We start from the raw sequence: 15,127 nt of genomic DNA on the forward strand, positions 1-15,127 counted from the left end.
CGAAGCGTTCACTCTTTGGCCAACACGCCATCGATCGTGGCGCCGCGGCACCCGGCGAACATATCCAGATCCTGGTTATAGACCTTGCTGTTGACCTCCAGCAAACCCAGCATCGAATGGAACAGGTTGTCCTGGCTCAAAGGCTTGTCACGACTCAGTTGCAGACAATGCGTGTCCACCGAGAAGGACTTTTGATAACTGTCGGAGAACCACGCCAGCATCGCCACGTGTTTTTGTTGCTCCGGCGCCAGCATGTAAGGCGTGCCATGGAGGAACAAGTTGTACTCGCCCAGGGACTCGCCGTGGTCCGACAGATAAAGCATCGCGGTGTCGACTTTGTCCTGGTTGCTGCGCAACAGATCGATCAGGGTCGACAACACATGGTCGGTGTACACCAAGGTGTTGTCGTAACCGTTGACGATACTTTCGCGACTGCAATTGTTCAGCGCATTACTTTCGCAAACCGGGGTAAAGCGTTCGTACTCTTTCGGGTAGCGCTTGAAGTACTCCGGCCCGTGACTGCCCATCTGGTGCAACACCAGCACCGTGTCTTTATCCAGGGTGTCGATGAAGTGCTGCAGGCCTTGCAGGAGAATTTCGTCGCGGCATTCGCTGTTGGCGCACAACACCGGGTCCTTCAGGTTACTGACGTCGTCGAGGGTCACCCGATCGCAAGTGCCTTTGCAGCCCGACTGGTTGTCACGCCAGATCACCTCAAGACCGGCGCGCTTGAGCACATCCAGCAAGCCTTCTTCGTTCTTTGCCTTGCTGGCGTTGTAATCCTTGCGCCCCATATTGGAGAACATGCACGGTACCGAGACCGCCGTTTCGGTGCCGCAGGAATGCACATCGGTAAACGCGATCAGGCCGGCTTCTTTGTCCAGTTTCGGCGTCGTATCGCGGTTATAACCGAGGATTCCGAAGTTCTCGGCCCGGGCACTTTCGCCCACGACCAGCACGGTCAGGGATTTACGCCCGTGGGTTTGCCAGGCGGGGTTTCTCTGGGCATCTACGCCAATGGCGACAAAGGGTTGCCGGGCCGAGACGACCTGTTCACGCAGATAGCCGACCGACGCGCCGATGTAGTTGCTGGGCACCACCATCAGGCGCAACTCATGGTGGTTGCGAAACAACGAAGACAAGCCTTGGTAGTTAACCAGTGCGACACCACCGATTACCGCAACCGATGCCACGGTCACGAGCACTTTGCTGAGTAGTTCACGGTGCCAACGACGGTAATTAACCGGTGTTTTCCACAACAACCAGGACGGTATAACTCCGAGAACAACAATATAAACAAGCAACTTGACCGAGAGTAAGTCGCGCACTTCCGTGGCATTGGTTTGTGCAAAGTTACGCAACATGCCGGTGTCAATCAAAACACCGTACTGACCCATGAAATACGCCACGCCCGCACTGACCATAAAGATCAATGTCAGGACCGGTTTCATCACCGGCCGGAAAGCCAGCAGGGTCAGGACAATATTGAAGGTCGCCAGGATCATCACCCCGAACGCCACGCGCATGACCAAGCCTTTGCCGTCAGACGCCGTGATTTCGAACAGGTGCTGCCAGAGGACGAAATTGAAACCCACTAATAACAAGGCGCTGGCAATCAGTGTCACCCACTCGGGGCGCACGGCTTTAATCTTCAACATGATGATCGGCTGTTCCTGAAAAGAAGTGCCCTCGGTAAATGTGAAAATTTCATTTACCGCGACAGCACTTATGGTAGGTAGCCTTCCATCAATTTTTTGTGAAAAAGAAGCCAACGATTAGTTGGCTCATGGCATTAAGCCAAAACTTCGTATGTATTTGAGAATGGTTCAGGCCTGGTTCAGGTACCAACGCCAATCCTGCTCACCTACCTCGCCCATGAACTGTCGGTACTCGGCACGTTTCACCGCCAGGTACACGCCGAGGAACTCAGCGCCGAACGCCTCCCGCGCCCAACTCGAACCCTCCAGCGCCCGCAACGTAGTCAACCAGTCCGTCGGCAACAGTTCCGTGGCCTGGGCGTAACCATTGCCCTCCACCGGCGCGCCAGGGTCGAGTTGTTCGCGTATGCCGCGATGAATCCCGGCCAGGATCGCCGCAGCCGCCAGATACGGGTTGGCGTCGGCGCCACAGATGCGGTGCTCGATATGCCGGGAGAACGCCGGCCCGCCGGGTACGCGCAAACTCACGGTGCGGTTGTCGACTCCCCAGGTGGCCGCCAACGGCGCATAGCTATTCGTTTGGAAACGGCGGTACGAGTTGGCGTTTGGACAGAAAAGCAGCAGCGAATCGAGCAAGGTGCCGAGCATGCCGCCGACCGCCTGCCGGAGCAGTGGCGTGCCGTCCGCGGCTTCGCTGGCAAACAGATTGTTGCCGTCCTTGTCCGCCAGGCTGACGTGCATGTGCATCCCGGTGCCCGCTAGGTCGTCGAAGGGTTTGGCCATGAAACACGCGGTCATCCCGTGCTTATGCGCCACGCCCTTGACCAATCGTTTGTAGCGCACCGCTTCGTCCATTGCCTGTAGGGCATCGGTGCGGTGTTCGAGGGTAATTTCCACTTGCCCCGGCGCGTATTCGGAAATCGCCGTGCGCGCCGGAATGCCCTGGAGTTTGCAGGCACTGTAGAGATCGGCCAGGAACGGTTCGATCTGCTCCAGTTCACGCAAGCCGTAGACCTGAGTGCTTCTCGGTCGCCCACCGTCGACATCCCGTGCCGGTTGCGGTCGACCATTACTGTCGCGCTGCTGATCCAGCAAGTAAAACTCCAGCTCCGCCGCCATGACCGGGTAATAGCCGTCGGCCTGCAAGCCTTCAATCACTTTCGCCAGCAGATGCCGTGGGTCGGCAATGGTCGCGGGCATGCCTTCCTTGGGGTGCATGCTGACTTGCACCGCCGCGGTAGGAATCAAGCGCCATGGCATGCGCGTCAGACTGCCGCTGATCGGGTAGGCCCGGCAGTCGATATCACCCACATCCCAAACCAGCCCGGAATTTTCCACGTCATCGCCATTGATGGTCAGGCCCAGAATCGTGCTCGGCAATGGCCGTCCGCTTTCGTACACCGCCAGCAACTCATCGCGATGCAGCAACTTGCCCCGAGGCACGCCGTTGTTGTCGAGGATGAACAACTCGAACATCTCGATATCCGGGTTCTGTTCAAGAAAGGTCAGGGCTTCTTGCTTCGTGGCGAAGGAGGTCGTGGCAAAACTCATGGGTATTCTCTTATTTCCGCGTCAGGCAAACGCACAGGCGCCGCCGCTTTGATCCCACGCGCAGCGCGGGACCTGTAGGAATTATCAACGGGAAATGCAGGCATCCGGTGGGCGCGCGTGACGGCAGTGCCACAGCGCCCAAAAGGCTAATTCGGAGGGAAGTGCGACTGGACAATCGTCCATAGAGAAGACCGCAGCAAACAGATGAGCAGCAGCGTCACACGGGCGGTTAAGGCGTTAAATCGGGATTTGAAGAACTTTGGGTGTGGGTTGGCTAAACATTCCATAGCCCACCTAAATCTAATGTGGGAGCGGGCTTGCTCGCGAAGGCGGTGTGCCCGTCGATACTCATGGTGACTGATGCACCGCCTTCGCGAGCAAGCCCGCTCCCACATTGGATATGTGGTGCGCCTCATCTATTTAATTTCTAAATACCACCCTCGACTTTCTGGTTTGCGGCCCTGCCGGCCTGGCGCGCCTAATCGGCTCCTTAATATTCAAGGTCCGATTGATGGAAAACGTTCGCGCAACCACCCGCCCTGCCCTCTGGCTGATGTTCAGCATCATCCTCGTCGCCCTGAACCTGCGCCCGTCCATGGCTGCAGTCGGGCCTTTGCTGTCGGCGATGCGTGGCGACATTGCGCTGAGTTTCAGCCTGGCCTCGTTGCTGACCATGCTGCCGGTGATGGCGATGGGATTGGCGATGTTCTTCGGCCTCAGCGTCAGCCAGCGCCTCGGCGAACAGCGCACCGTGGTGCTCTCGTTATTGATCATCGGAGTAGCGACGGTGTCGCGCCTGTTTCTCGATTCGGCGGCCGAACTGATCCTCAGCGCCGTCCTGGCGGGGATCGGTATCGCGCTGATCCAGGCGTTGATGCCAGCGTTGATCAAATCCCGTTTCAGCGACAACGTTTCCGTGTGCATGGGGCTTTACGTCACGTCGATCATGGGCGGCGCGGCGATCGCGGCCTCCTTCGCGCCACTGGTGATGAGCCGCACGGGCAGTTGGCGCGTGGGGTTGTCGATCTGGGCGGTGCTTGCCGTGGTGGCGCTGCTGTTCTGGTGCGTCCAGCGTTCGGCGATGCCGGCAGCGGTTTCGAAAACGTCAGGGAACGCGTCCTTCTTCAACAATTCCCGCGCCTGGTTACTCGCGATCTTCTTCGGCCTCGGCACGGCGTCCTACACCTGTGTGCTGGCCTGGCTAGCGCCGTACTACGTGGAAAAGGGCTGGAGCGAACAAAACGCCGGTTTGTTGCTGGGCTTCCTGACGGCCATGGAAGTCTTGTCCGGCCTGCTGACGCCGGCCATCGCCAATCGCAGCCGTGACCGACGCTGGGTGCTGGTGGTGTTGCTGACGCTGATCATGGCCGGCTTCTGCGGTTTGATACTCAGCCCGCAACACCTGAGCCTGCTGTGGCCGTGCCTGCTGGGGTTGGGCATTGGCGGGTTGTTCCCGATGAGCCTGATCGTGTCCCTGGATCATCTGGACAATCCCCGGCGCGCCGGTGGCCTGACCGCATTCGTGCAAGGCATCGGTTACCTGATCGCCGGCCTCTCGCCACTGCTTGCCGGGATGATCCGCGATCAGCTCGGCAGCTTCGAATGGGCCTGGTGGTCGCTGACCGGCGTGATGGCGCTGATGATCCTGATGGTGCTGCGCTTCGATCCCCGGCACTACGCCAGGCACATTCAATAACCCGGAACCCCGACCATGAAAAACACCGGTTTCGCCGCCGCGCACTTGGGCATGTTGCTTTGGGCCGTGTTGATCGCCGCCTCATTTCCAGCCGCCGCGCAGGTCAGCCAGGCCATCGACCCGATCCTGCTGACCGGTTTGCGCCTGCTGTTTTGCGCCCTGGTGTTTTTGCCCCTGCTGCTGTTCAAGGGCGATACCGGCATGACTGCACGCGGACTGCTCGGCCATGCCGCACTCGGCTTGTTGCTGGCGGTGTATTTCGGCTCGTTGTTCGAAGCGCTGCGCTACACCTCGGCGGTCAACACCGGGACGATGTTCACCCTGGTGCCGTTGCTGACCCTGCTTTTCGAAGCGCTCCTGATGCCCGACAGCAACCTCAAGCAGCGGGCGCTGCCAATGCTGGTTGCTGCTGCCGGAGCGGTATTGCTGGTTCTGAAAGGCGCAGGACCGGGCGAGTTGCCATCGCTCTACGCGGTGTCGGTGTATGGCGTCGGTTGCCTGGCGATGGCGCTTTATTCACCCCTGAGTCAGCGGCTCAAGGCCAACAGCCTCAAGGATCGTGGTCCGGTAGGCATGACCTTCTGGAACATGCTGTTCGGCGCGCTGTTTCTGTTGCTGTTCTGCGGATTAAGCGGCGGCTGGCGCTCGGCGGCTTTGCTGACCCTGAATGATTTCTACTGGCTGATCTACCTGGCCGTGTTCGCCACGCTGGCGACCTTCTGGTTGCTGCATCGTGCTATCGGCGTGATCGCCCCGTCCTCGGTGATTTCCTACATTTACTTGAGCACGCTGTTCATCACCTTGTTTCACTGGGTCTGGTTGCGTCAGTCGCCGCTGCCGCTGGAAATCATCGGTGCATTGTTGGTAGGCATCGGTATGCTGGCCCTGCTGATGTCTAGCCGGCGCGCGGTGTTTGCAACCGTCCGGGACTGAATGCCTGCAAGGCATTCTCCTGGCACCATCGTTCCGTTAGGATCATTCGCACAACATTGCGCACCATCAGCGCAAGGAACGCAGCGAGAACGGAACGGATGCTGAACAGTAATTTGCTAAGAAAGCTCGATATGCAGGACCTCATGGTGTTTATCGCCGTGTATGAGCAAAGCAGCGTCACCGGTGTGTCCGAGACGCTCTGCGTCAGTCAGTCCACCGTCAGTTACTGCCTGAAAAAACTGCGCACCAGTTTCGAAGACGAGTTGTTCATCAACACCCGCGCGGGTATGCGTCCGACCTACAAAGCCGGCACCATGTACACCCACGTGCTGAAAATCCTCGAAAGCATCAATCTGTGCCACGCCGGGGCGCCAGCATTCGATCCGGCCTTGCAGCCGGTCACGTTCAACATTTGCGCACCGGAATACTTCGAACAGTTGATCCTGCCGCGCCTGTTGAAGCGCTTCGATGCTGCTGATCTGTCGGTGATGATCAACATGCACAAGTTCGAAACCGATATCCCGGCCGACGATCTGCGCGACGGCAGCCTCGACCTGGTGATTTGCTTCGGCCCCAATTTCCATCGCAGCCACGGCGATTTCAAATCCCGACTGCTGTTGGAGGACGACCTGGTGTGCGTGTTCGACAAACGCGCCACACCGCTGCAGCCGCGCTTAAGCCTGCAAGCCTTCGTCGAACGCCGGCATGTGTTCCCGACACCCTGGACGTCCACCACCAATATGGTCGACGGCTGGCTCGCGCAACAGGCGCAAAAGCGCCAGATCATTGCGCGCGCCAACAGCTACAGCGCGGCGCTGAAGATGATCACTGGTACTGACTTCATCCTGACCTTACCCCGGCGCATCCAGCAATTGCTGGCCAACGAGGCGATCTTCAATCACTGCGAAGCGCCCAATGGCTTGCCGGGTTTCACCCTCGACATGCAATGGAGCCAAAGCGTCGATCAGGACAGCGCCAACACCTGGCTGCGCGAGCAAGTGGTCAAGGCCTGCACCGAGCAGGAACTGACCTGACACTCAGTGGTTGATGGCGACCTTGGCGTAGGACTCTCGATCGATGTCGAGGATTTCCACGGCCAGCTGGACCTCAACGCCCGTCGGCCATTCGCAAAGGTCTTGTACCACCGCCAGCAGGCTTTCGGACAACTGCTTCTTGATTTCCGCCGAGCGACCGCTCAACAGCGCCAGTTTCACATGCACGAACGCCCGTTCTCCCAACGCAGTACCGACCTTGAACGTCTCAACCTTCACCGCTCGACTCTTGATGTCGTTCTCCGCCGCGAACTGACCGGAAGCCACCAGCGTATTGTTGATCCGGATCAATGCCACGTCGGCATTCAGACCCGGCAGGTTGTGGGTGTATTCCATGTGCACGTGAGGCATGGCATTGCTCCTGTAAGGGGGTGGAAAGGTCGAAGATATAACACGGCGCGGCCCTATGGCAGCACTGGACGCTCACTCATGAACGCTTCCAGACGCGAACGCAACCAGCGTTCGGCCGGGTCGGTGTCGACATGACTGAGCCAGACCATGGACAAATCCAGGGTCGGCGTCTTGAACGGGAACGGTTCCTTGAACAGCAGTCCGGAGGCCGCCATCGCTTCAGCCGTGTAATCCGGCAGGCTGGCGATCAGGTCGGTTCCGGCGAGCAAGGCTGGCAGCGAGCTGTATTGCGGCACCGACAGCACCACTTGCCGCGTCCGACCGATATCAGCCAGCCACTCGTCAGCGTAGCCACTGACGTTGGCGGTGTGGGACACCAGCACGTGCGGCCGTGAGCAATATTCATCGAGCGTCAGCGGCGTGTCCGAGGCGTCGGCACGCAATACGCTGGGCAGGATGTGCCGCAGCAGCTTGCGCTTGGCGTTGGCCGGCAGACCGCGGGTCTGGCTGATACCGACCGTGATATCGCCGGACGCCAGCAAGTCCGGAATCCGCCAGTAATCGACATGCTGCACCACAAACACCACGTTCGGCGCTTCCTGGCGCAAGGCACGCAGTAACGGCGGCAACAGGCCAAACTCGACATCGTCCGACAGCCCGATACGAAAGGTCATGGTGCTGCTGGCGGGGTCGAAATCATGGGTCAGGCTCAGGGCCACCGACAACGAATCCAGGGCCGGCGACAGGTGCCGAATGATCTCCTCGGCCCGCGCTGTCGGCTCCATGCGATGGCCGACGCGAATGAACAGCGGATCGTTGAACATCGTGCGCAAGCGATTGAGTGCCGAACTGATGGTCGGTTGCCCGAGAAACAGCTTCTCCGCCACCCGGGTGACGTTGCGTTCGAGCATCAGCGTTTCAAACACCACCATCAGGTTGATATCGGCCTTGCGTAGTTCATTGCGATTCATCTACTGCCCCTACTCCCCAAAACTGCTGACAGTTTAGGTAGCTGTTGCAATCGGCGTCTATGCGACTCAAGCAGATAGCGTTTAATCCAAATACGGACCGCCCGGTTGAAACGAAGCTGCTCTGACTGAGCAGCTTCACGGCCTGCAACCTAGATTTCCTTGATCGGGGTCTGATCCTGAGTGCCCTTGATCAAACTGATGGCATGCACGCAATCAGCCTTGTTGACGTAAGACTCCCCGCTGGCAATCGTCTCATTGTTCCCCGCCCTCAAACGCCACCGCCATTGGCCCTTGCCAGTCTGTGAGGTGCCACGGGTTTGCCTGTAAATCTCAAAATACATTGATCGCTCCTTGCGATTGCTGATGACGGCAGATCAGTGACCTGCGAAACCAGAGTAGATGAGGATTTTGGGTGGCGAGGTCTTTGAATGTCAGGGGATATGTCGGGGGGAAACCGTTAATTCGTGGGACGACCAATGGATACAGGGGTGGGTAAATTGAGTGACTTGGATGAGTAACTTTTCTTGTGAACAGGCTTATTTTTCTTACGCCAGGACGCTGTCTGTTCCCACGCAAAACCTCAGGGGAATCGCGAAAAATGAAGGGTATCGGCTGGACGCGTTGAAACGTCCAGCCGATGGCGATTACTTGCTGGCCCAGGCGTTGAACCGCTCTTCGAGTTCTTCGCCGTGATCGACCCAGAACGCCACGTCCATCGACAGCGCACCTTTCAGGTTCTGCGGTGCAGTGGGTACCCATTGAGCGAGTTTGCTATCGAGCTTGGCCGCCGCTTCCGTATTGGTCGGGCCATAAGGGATCTGCTCAACGTACTTGACCTGGGCATCCGGCTGGTTGGCGAAGGCGATAAAGCGCTTGGCCTGATCGACGTGTTTCGAGCCTTTGATGATCGCCCAGTAATCCATGCCATACAGGCTGCCCGGCCAGACCAACCCGAGGTGGCTACCACTTTGCGCTGCGGCGGCGACGCGCCCGCTGTAGGTCGAGGTCATCACCACGTCGCCCGCCATGAGCCATTGCGCGGGTTGCGCGCCGGCTTCCCACCACTGGATGTAGGGCTTGAGTTCAGTGAGTTTGGCGAAAGCCCGGTCGACACCTTGCGGCGTGTTCAACACTGAATACACGTCCTCGACCTTCACCCCGTCAGCCAGCAAGGCGAATTCCAGGTTGTACACCGCGCGTTTGCGCAGCCCGCGTTTGCCTGGGGTTTTCTTCACATCCCAGAAGTCGGCCCACGAGGTCGGGGCCTGCGCAAGCTTCTGCGTGTCGTAGGCAATCGCCACGCTCCACACCAGCGCCGCCGAACCGCAGGCCTGCGCCGCATCCGGGATCAACTGCTCGACGCGCCCCAGGCTTTTCCAGTCGAGTTTTTCGTACAGGCCTTCGTCGCAACCGCGCATCAAGTCCGGGCCTTCGATCTGCACCACGTCCCAATCGGCGTTGCCGGTGTCGACCATGACTTTGATCCGGGCCATCTCGCCGTTGTATTCACTCTGGATCAGCTTGCTGTGATCCGCGACGCTGAACGGTTGGAAGAACGCCACATCCTGGGCTTTCTGTCCGGCGCCGCCGTAACCCACCACCACCATGTCTGGCGCTGCCTGCGCGGTGCCAAGGCCGATGGCCAGGGACAGCAGCAAGGGATAAAAACCGTGCTTGAGCGTATTCGATTTCATCAGTGGTTCCTCTTGCAGGTGCCACCCGACTGAACGCCGCATGACCCTTTTTATTGTTGTGAGGTTCGCCCCAGGTGCGGGCGCCAAAAGAATCTACTTCGAGCCACAGTAAAAAAACAAGTTGATTTTTTACTACGGGTAAATTTCTATAGGCAAATAATAACAACGCCGAAAAGCCGGCCTTTCGGCTTCAGCCTGCCTGGAGTACCCGTCCCATGCCGACCTCGTCCCCCGCTTTTACGCACCTGTTCGAACCCTTGCAGCTGCGTGACAAGCGCCTGAAAAACCGCATCATGTCCAGCGGTCACGATACGTCGATGCCCACCGACAATCTGGTCAATGATCAACTGATCGCCTATCACACCGCGCGAGCCGAAGGCGGTGTCGGCTTGATCGTGCTGCAAGTGGCCGGGGTGCATGACAGCGCGCGGTACACCTCGCATGTGCTGATGGCGACCGACGATGCCTGCATCGAGGGTTATCGAAAAATCGCTGAAAGTTGCCACGCTCACGGCACGGTGGTGCTGTCGCAGATCTTCCATCCCGGGCGGGAAATCATGGAGTCCAGCGATGGGCTGCTGGCCGTCGCGTACTCGCCTTCCGCGGTGCCCAACGAACGTTTTCGGGTGATGCCGCGCGCATTGGATCAGGCGATGATCGATGAGATTGTCGCCGGTTATGGCGCTGCTGCCCGGCGCCTGTATCAGGCCGGGATCGATGGCGTGGAAGTGGTTGCCAGTCATGGTTACCTGCCGGCGCAATTCATCAACCCGAGGGTCAATCGGCGCACCGATGGCTACAACGGCGATCTGCAACAGCGTCTGCGCTTCCTGCGCGAAGTGATTGCCGCCGTGCGCGCCAACACCGATGAACAGTTCATTATCGGCCTGCGCATATCCGCTGATGAACGCGATCCCGAAGGGTTGACCGAGGATGAATCCCTGGCCGCCGTGCAATTACTGCAACCGCTGCTGGATTACGTGCATATCGTCGCCGGAACGTCAGCGTCCTTGGGTGGCGCGGTGCATATCGTGCCGCCGATGGCGATCGAAGCAGCTTATCTGGCCAGGGAAGCCGGCACGTTCAAGGCCAGCCTGTCGATTCCGCTGTTCGTCACCGGACGCATCAATCAACCCCAGGAAGCCGAACTGATTCTGGCGCGCGGCCAGGCGGATGTGTGCGGCATGACCCGTGCGTTGATCTGCGACCCGCAAATGCCCAACAAAACCGACACCGGCCACGTCGAAGATGTGCGCGCCTGCATCGCTTGCAATCAGGCGTGCATTGGCCACTTCCACAAAGGCTTGCCGATTTCCTGCATCCAGCACCCGGAAACCGGGCGTGAGTTGATTTTCGGCCAGCGACAACCGGCAACCCAGCGCAAACGCATCATGATTGCCGGCGGCGGTCCGGCCGGGATGAAAGCCGCTGCCGTGGCAGCCCAACGTGGACACGAGGTGACCCTTTACGAAGCCAGCTCGCAACTCGGCGGCCAGGTTTTGCTCGCGCAACTCTTACCCAAGCGCGCCGAATTCGGCGGTGCCAGCACCAACCTGCAACGCGAAATGGAACTGGCCGGCGTACGCGTCGTGCGCAACACCCGCGTCGACCGCGTGTTGGTGGAACGCGAACGACCCGATATGGTGATCGTCGCCACCGGCGCCGAACCTTATTGGCCAGCGTTCGAGCGTGGCGGTGACTTGCAAGTGGTGGACGCCTGGCAGGTGCTGCGCGATGAGGTGCAGATCGGCCGTTCTGTGATGGTGGTCGACTGGCGCTGCGACTGGATCGGCCCCGGCATCGCTGAACGTCTGGTGCGCGCCGGGCATCAAGTACAACTGGCCGTCAACGGCACCCATTGCGGCGAAAACCTGCCCTTGTACGTGCGCGATCAACTGGCGGGCGAACTGCACAAACTGGGCATCCCGATTACGCCCTATGCCCGACTGTATGGGTGCGACGACAACACCGTCTACCTGCAACACACCGCCAGCGGCGAACCGATGTTGTTTGAAAACATCGACACGCTGGTACTCTGCCAAGGCCATCAACCAGTCGACACCCTGGGCGCCGAACTGCAAGGCCTGGTTGCGTTCCGGCGCATCGGCGACTGCCTCGCGCCACGCACCGCCGAAGAAGCCATCTACGAAGGTTTGAAAGTCGCCTGGGAGCTTTAAGGCTGTTTATACTCCGGGACCTTTTCCTGCAGGAGCGAGCTTGCTCGCGATGATCGTCAACGATAATGCGTGCTTACCGGGTAAGCGCGGTGTTGCTGAATTCATCGCGAGCAAGCTCGCTCCTACGAGGTTCACGTTCGACCCGGTTCGGAAATCACCATGAGCAATAAGAGCACGGAACGGCCCGCAACCGGCAGCGCCGAACAACACTTCCTCGGCACACGCATTCGTGGCCTGCGCAAACGTCGGGGCATGACGCTGGCGGAACTGGCGCAGATGAGCGAGCTGACGGCAGGGTACATCAGCCAGCTTGAACGCAACCTGGCGTATCCCTCCATTCCCGCACTGTTCAATATCGCCCGCAGTCTGGGCGTGACCATTCAGTGGTTCTTTGCCAGCGAGGCGCAAACGGCGCCCGAAGACGACGGCATCGTGGTGCGTAAAAACAGCCGGATGAGCGTGCATTACGAAGACGGCATTGTGGATCACCTGCTGACGCCACAGCCGAATCGTCAACTAGAAATGCTGCACTCACGGTTTCCGCCAGGGACTTATAGCCAGCAGAGTTACAGCCATGAAGGTGAAGAGGCTGGATATTTGCTATCGGGGAGTTTTGAGCTGTGGGTGGGGGATCGGCATTTTCAGCTGAGTGAAGGGGACAGTTTCAGCTTTTCCAGCCAGGAACCGCATCGGTATGGGAACCCTGGGGAGGTGGATGCGGTGGTGATTTGGGTGATAACGCCGCCTTCGTTTTGAACGCTTGGTGAAAAATCCACTTCCGAAAGCTGACTAAAGTCAGTTCGCTGATTTCTGCTGAGTCGAATCATCGGCAGGCAGGCTCAATGGCTGATCCGGTGATAGCCCCGCCTCGTTATCAACTTCTGCTCGAGGTTGGGGGATGACCGGATCAGAAATAGCCAGCAAAGCGCCCACAGCCCAATCAATCAGGGAAAGCAGTCCAAAAACGATGAAACCAAAGATCAGCCCCACCACCACGATGCTCAACGGGTGAATTTGATCGGCGTCGGGGCTTTCCATCATGTAGAGGAACGCCAGGATAGAAGCCGTCAGGCACGCCGCAACGGCTGCCATCAGCTTCACAATCAACCAAATCCGTCGCCACCTGTTCATGCATTTCCCCGTCATCCGGTGATTTGCTCTGTATGCATGATAGCTAATGAGCTGGTTGAGCCATCAGAAACGACAAAGCCGCCGCAGTTTGTTCAGCTGCGGGGCTTTTCAATGTGAGCGAGGGGTGCGAGAGGGATCATATCAATTTCGCCACTAATGCGACGGCGATAAAGAGGGTCAGTGCCAACGCAGCACCGATGCTGAACGGAACCAAAGTGGTACGGATTGCGGTAGGAGCAGGGCTGCGCATTTCTTCTGCCAAAGCAGCTACCTCACGGTGTAATTGCTCTATGCTGTCTTGATTTCTATGTGGTGTGGCCATGTTGCGTCTTCCTTGGGGGAGCACGGGACTTGTGTCGTACATGCACCTTTGTTAGAAATTTGTGCCGCAAGACGCCAAAACTCACGAGTCGCTGATGGAATGGCCGTGCTGTCACGACCCAGCGCTCAGAACTTTGTCCAAAAGCCTGCAACAGCGACGATTGCGGTAACCATACCCGCTCCCACTGCGAACGGGTACCAGAAGGCTTCCTGCTTTAGCTTGGTTTCTTCAGCCGTTAGTTTGCGAGTCTCAGCCAAGAATTTTCAAATTTCGACCTGTAGTTTATCTAGCTCCAGATTGTCGCGGTCGTTTTGTAACATCAATCATCCCTTCGCGTTTTAGCTGCTTTCTGCAAAGCCGGTGAACGCTGTCGGGCATCCATCGTCCATTTCCGGTCGTGCATTGCGTTCAGTCCGTCACTATTTCCTATCCATAAATTTCCGGATAGCAGGCGATTCCTGTGGACTGTGTAGGCAAGATCGGAGAGTTGCGAAAGGGGTATACCCATTGCGCTGGCGATAAAGGATGTCGACCTGAATGCTGGCGTGGTGGAATCGATCGATACGAGCGTTGAGCTGATGAGGGAGATGGTCGCGGCGGAAGAGGTGACGCTCAGCGAGTAGATGAATGTGACTCAGCGGGATAACAAACTACCAAGAAGCCAAAAAGGTGCGATTGCACCAGAAACAAAAAAGCCCCGTAACTTTTCAGCTACGGGGCTTTTTCTATGTAATGGCGGAGAGATAGGGATTCGAACCCTAGGTACCGGTGAAGGTACAACGGATTTCGAATCCGTCCCATTCGGCCACTCTGGCATCTCTCCAACGGCGCGCATCATAACAACACTTTTGCCGGAAGCGAACCCCCCAAGCGAAATTTTTTCCGTGCTATCAGATGCTTGCGTCGATTAAAGCGGTACGCCCAGACGATTGGCGACTTCTTCGTAGGCTTCGATGACGTCACCGAGGCCCTGGCGGAAGCGGTCCTTGTCCATTTTCTTGCCAGTGGCTTTGTCCCACAGGCGGCAGCCGTCCGGGCTGAATTCGTCGCCCAGGACGATGGAGCCGTCGGAGAACACGCCGAATTCGAGTTTGAAGTCGACCAGCAGCAGGCCGGCGTCGTCAAACAGTTTGCTCAGGACTTCATTGACCTTGAGCGACAGTTCTTTCATGCGAACCAGTTGCTCGGCAGTGCCCCAACCGAATGCCACGACGTGGGATTCGTTGATGAACGGGTCGCCCTTGGCGTCGTCCTTCAGGAACAGTTCGAAAGTGTAAGGGTTGAGCTTCATGCCCTCCTCGACGCCCAGGCGCTTGACCAGGCTACCGGCGGCGTAGTTACGCACGACGCACTCGACCGGGATCATGTCGAGTTTTTTCACCAGGCATTCGTTATCACCCAGCAGTTTGTCGAATTGAGTCGGCACGCCGGCTGCTTCGAGTTTCTGCATGATGAAGGCGTTGAACTTGTTGTTCACCATGCCTTTGCGGTCGAGCTGCTCGATGCGCTTGCCGTCGAACGCCGAGGTGTCGTTGCGAAACAGCAGGATCAAGCGGTCAGCGTCGTCGGTCTTGAAAACCGATTTGGCTTT

The 15,127-nt window shown here is 58.3% G+C and carries 14 protein-coding genes, 1 tRNA gene and 1 pseudogene; 5 read left to right on the forward strand and 11 right to left on the reverse strand.

Annotated elements, in window-relative coordinates:
- Positions 1–8: 8 nt before the first annotated feature.
- Both ACIPL2_RS22980 and ACIPL2_RS22985 read right to left on the reverse strand, forming a co-directional pair.
- The gene (locus ACIPL2_RS22980) at positions 9–1,658 is read right to left on the reverse strand and encodes a phosphoethanolamine transferase (protein WP_401360056.1); all 1,650 of its coding nucleotides are present in this window, start codon (positions 1,656–1,658) and stop codon (positions 9–11) included.
- Positions 1,659–1,826: 168 nt separating this feature from the next.
- Positions 1,827–3,209 (reverse strand): glutamine synthetase family protein, encoded by a 1,383-nt coding sequence (locus ACIPL2_RS22985; protein WP_401360058.1) that lies wholly within the window; start codon positions 3,207–3,209, stop codon positions 1,827–1,829.
- A 511-nt stretch (positions 3,210–3,720) separates the two neighbouring features.
- On the opposite strand from ACIPL2_RS22985, the gene ACIPL2_RS22990 reads away from it, so the two are divergent.
- From ACIPL2_RS22990 to ACIPL2_RS23000, 3 genes are all read left to right on the forward strand, one after another.
- Positions 3,721–4,905: a cyanate transporter gene (locus ACIPL2_RS22990; protein WP_401360060.1), complete on the forward strand. Its 1,185-nt coding sequence runs from the start codon at positions 3,721–3,723 to the stop codon at positions 4,903–4,905.
- A 15-nt stretch (positions 4,906–4,920) separates the two neighbouring features.
- Positions 4,921–5,838 (forward strand): DMT family transporter, encoded by a 918-nt coding sequence (locus tag ACIPL2_RS22995; protein WP_401360061.1) that lies wholly within the window; start codon positions 4,921–4,923, stop codon positions 5,836–5,838.
- 98 nt (positions 5,839–5,936) lie between these two features.
- Complete coding sequence (locus tag ACIPL2_RS23000; RefSeq protein ID WP_401360062.1) at positions 5,937–6,872, forward strand: LysR substrate-binding domain-containing protein; 936 nt, start codon at positions 5,937–5,939, stop codon at positions 6,870–6,872.
- A 3-nt stretch (positions 6,873–6,875) separates the two neighbouring features.
- Here ACIPL2_RS23000 and ACIPL2_RS23005 read toward each other — a convergent pair whose 3' ends face one another.
- The 4 genes from ACIPL2_RS23005 to ACIPL2_RS23020 all read right to left on the reverse strand — a co-directional run bounded on the left by ACIPL2_RS23005 (position 6,876) and on the right by ACIPL2_RS23020 (position 9,906).
- Complete coding sequence (locus ACIPL2_RS23005) at positions 6,876–7,241, reverse strand: 5-carboxymethyl-2-hydroxymuconate Delta-isomerase (protein WP_401360064.1); 366 nt, start codon at positions 7,239–7,241, stop codon at positions 6,876–6,878.
- A 53-nt stretch (positions 7,242–7,294) separates the two neighbouring features.
- Positions 7,295–8,212: a LysR family transcriptional regulator gene (locus tag ACIPL2_RS23010; protein WP_401360066.1), complete on the reverse strand. Its 918-nt coding sequence runs from the start codon at positions 8,210–8,212 to the stop codon at positions 7,295–7,297.
- Between the two features lie 149 nt (positions 8,213–8,361).
- Positions 8,362–8,553 (reverse strand): YegP family protein, encoded by a 192-nt coding sequence (locus ACIPL2_RS23015; protein WP_401360069.1) that lies wholly within the window; start codon positions 8,551–8,553, stop codon positions 8,362–8,364.
- 303 nt (positions 8,554–8,856) lie between these two features.
- Positions 8,857–9,906: an ABC transporter substrate-binding protein gene (locus ACIPL2_RS23020; RefSeq protein WP_401360072.1), complete on the reverse strand. Its 1,050-nt coding sequence runs from the start codon at positions 9,904–9,906 to the stop codon at positions 8,857–8,859.
- A gap of 215 nt (positions 9,907–10,121) precedes the next feature.
- Between ACIPL2_RS23020 and ACIPL2_RS23025 the strand changes: the two genes are divergently transcribed.
- Positions 10,122–12,083: an FAD-dependent oxidoreductase gene (locus tag ACIPL2_RS23025; RefSeq protein WP_401360075.1), complete on the forward strand. Its 1,962-nt coding sequence runs from the start codon at positions 10,122–10,124 to the stop codon at positions 12,081–12,083.
- 159 nt (positions 12,084–12,242) lie between these two features.
- Positions 12,243–12,839 carry a cupin domain-containing protein gene (locus tag ACIPL2_RS23030; protein WP_401360078.1) on the forward strand — a complete coding sequence of 199 codons (597 nt, stop codon included), beginning with the start codon at positions 12,243–12,245 and terminating at the stop codon, positions 12,837–12,839.
- A 39-nt stretch (positions 12,840–12,878) separates the two neighbouring features.
- Here ACIPL2_RS23030 and ACIPL2_RS23035 read toward each other — a convergent pair whose 3' ends face one another.
- The 5 genes and pseudogenes from ACIPL2_RS23035 to purC form a co-directional block, all read right to left on the reverse strand.
- Positions 12,879–13,214, reverse strand: a complete 336-nt coding sequence (locus tag ACIPL2_RS23035; protein ID WP_401360081.1) for a hypothetical protein — start codon at positions 13,212–13,214, stop codon at positions 12,879–12,881.
- Positions 13,215–13,350: 136 nt separating this feature from the next.
- A complete protein-coding gene (locus ACIPL2_RS23040) occupies positions 13,351–13,536 on the reverse strand; it encodes a hypothetical protein (protein ID WP_401360084.1) in 186 nt (61 codons plus the stop codon).
- Between the two features lie 125 nt (positions 13,537–13,661).
- Positions 13,662–13,856, reverse strand: a pseudogene (locus tag ACIPL2_RS23045) (hypothetical protein).
- 413 nt (positions 13,857–14,269) lie between these two features.
- Positions 14,270–14,359, reverse strand: a tRNA-Ser gene (locus ACIPL2_RS23050).
- Between the two features lie 84 nt (positions 14,360–14,443).
- Positions 14,444–15,127: phosphoribosylaminoimidazolesuccinocarboxamide synthase (gene purC, locus ACIPL2_RS23055; RefSeq protein ID WP_401360086.1), on the reverse strand; the 684-nt coding region annotated here is incomplete at its 5' end.

The sequence above is a fragment of the Pseudomonas sp. NPDC086251 genome, assembly GCF_044746405.1.
Classification (GTDB): Bacteria; Pseudomonadota; Gammaproteobacteria; order Pseudomonadales; family Pseudomonadaceae; genus Aquipseudomonas.

Bases quoted from the DNA above. Each gene is read 5' to 3' on its own strand.
- ACIPL2_RS22980 (WP_401360056.1), bottom strand. From the start codon at position 1,658: ATGTTGAAGATTAAAGCCGTGCGCCCCGAGTGGGTGACACTGATTGCC.
- ACIPL2_RS23040 (WP_401360084.1), bottom strand. From the start codon at position 13,536: ATGGCCACACCACATAGAAATCAAGACAGCATAGAGCAATTACACCGT.
- ACIPL2_RS23010 (WP_401360066.1), bottom strand. From the start codon at position 8,212: ATGAATCGCAATGAACTACGCAAGGCCGATATCAACCTGATGGTGGTG.
- ACIPL2_RS23020 (WP_401360072.1), bottom strand. From the start codon at position 9,906: ATGAAATCGAATACGCTCAAGCACGGTTTTTATCCCTTGCTGCTGTCC.
- ACIPL2_RS23035 (WP_401360081.1), bottom strand. From the start codon at position 13,214: ATGAACAGGTGGCGACGGATTTGGTTGATTGTGAAGCTGATGGCAGCC.
- ACIPL2_RS22995 (WP_401360061.1), top strand. From the start codon at position 4,921: ATGAAAAACACCGGTTTCGCCGCCGCGCACTTGGGCATGTTGCTTTGG.
- ACIPL2_RS23025 (WP_401360075.1), top strand. From the start codon at position 10,122: ATGCCGACCTCGTCCCCCGCTTTTACGCACCTGTTCGAACCCTTGCAG.
- ACIPL2_RS23005 (WP_401360064.1), bottom strand. From the start codon at position 7,241: ATGCCTCACGTGCACATGGAATACACCCACAACCTGCCGGGTCTGAAT.
- ACIPL2_RS23030 (WP_401360078.1), top strand. From the start codon at position 12,243: ATGAGCAATAAGAGCACGGAACGGCCCGCAACCGGCAGCGCCGAACAA.
- ACIPL2_RS22990 (WP_401360060.1), top strand. From the start codon at position 3,721: ATGGAAAACGTTCGCGCAACCACCCGCCCTGCCCTCTGGCTGATGTTC.
- ACIPL2_RS23000 (WP_401360062.1), top strand. From the start codon at position 5,937: ATGCTGAACAGTAATTTGCTAAGAAAGCTCGATATGCAGGACCTCATG.
- ACIPL2_RS23015 (WP_401360069.1), bottom strand. From the start codon at position 8,553: ATGTATTTTGAGATTTACAGGCAAACCCGTGGCACCTCACAGACTGGC.
- ACIPL2_RS22985 (WP_401360058.1), bottom strand. From the start codon at position 3,209: ATGAGTTTTGCCACGACCTCCTTCGCCACGAAGCAAGAAGCCCTGACC.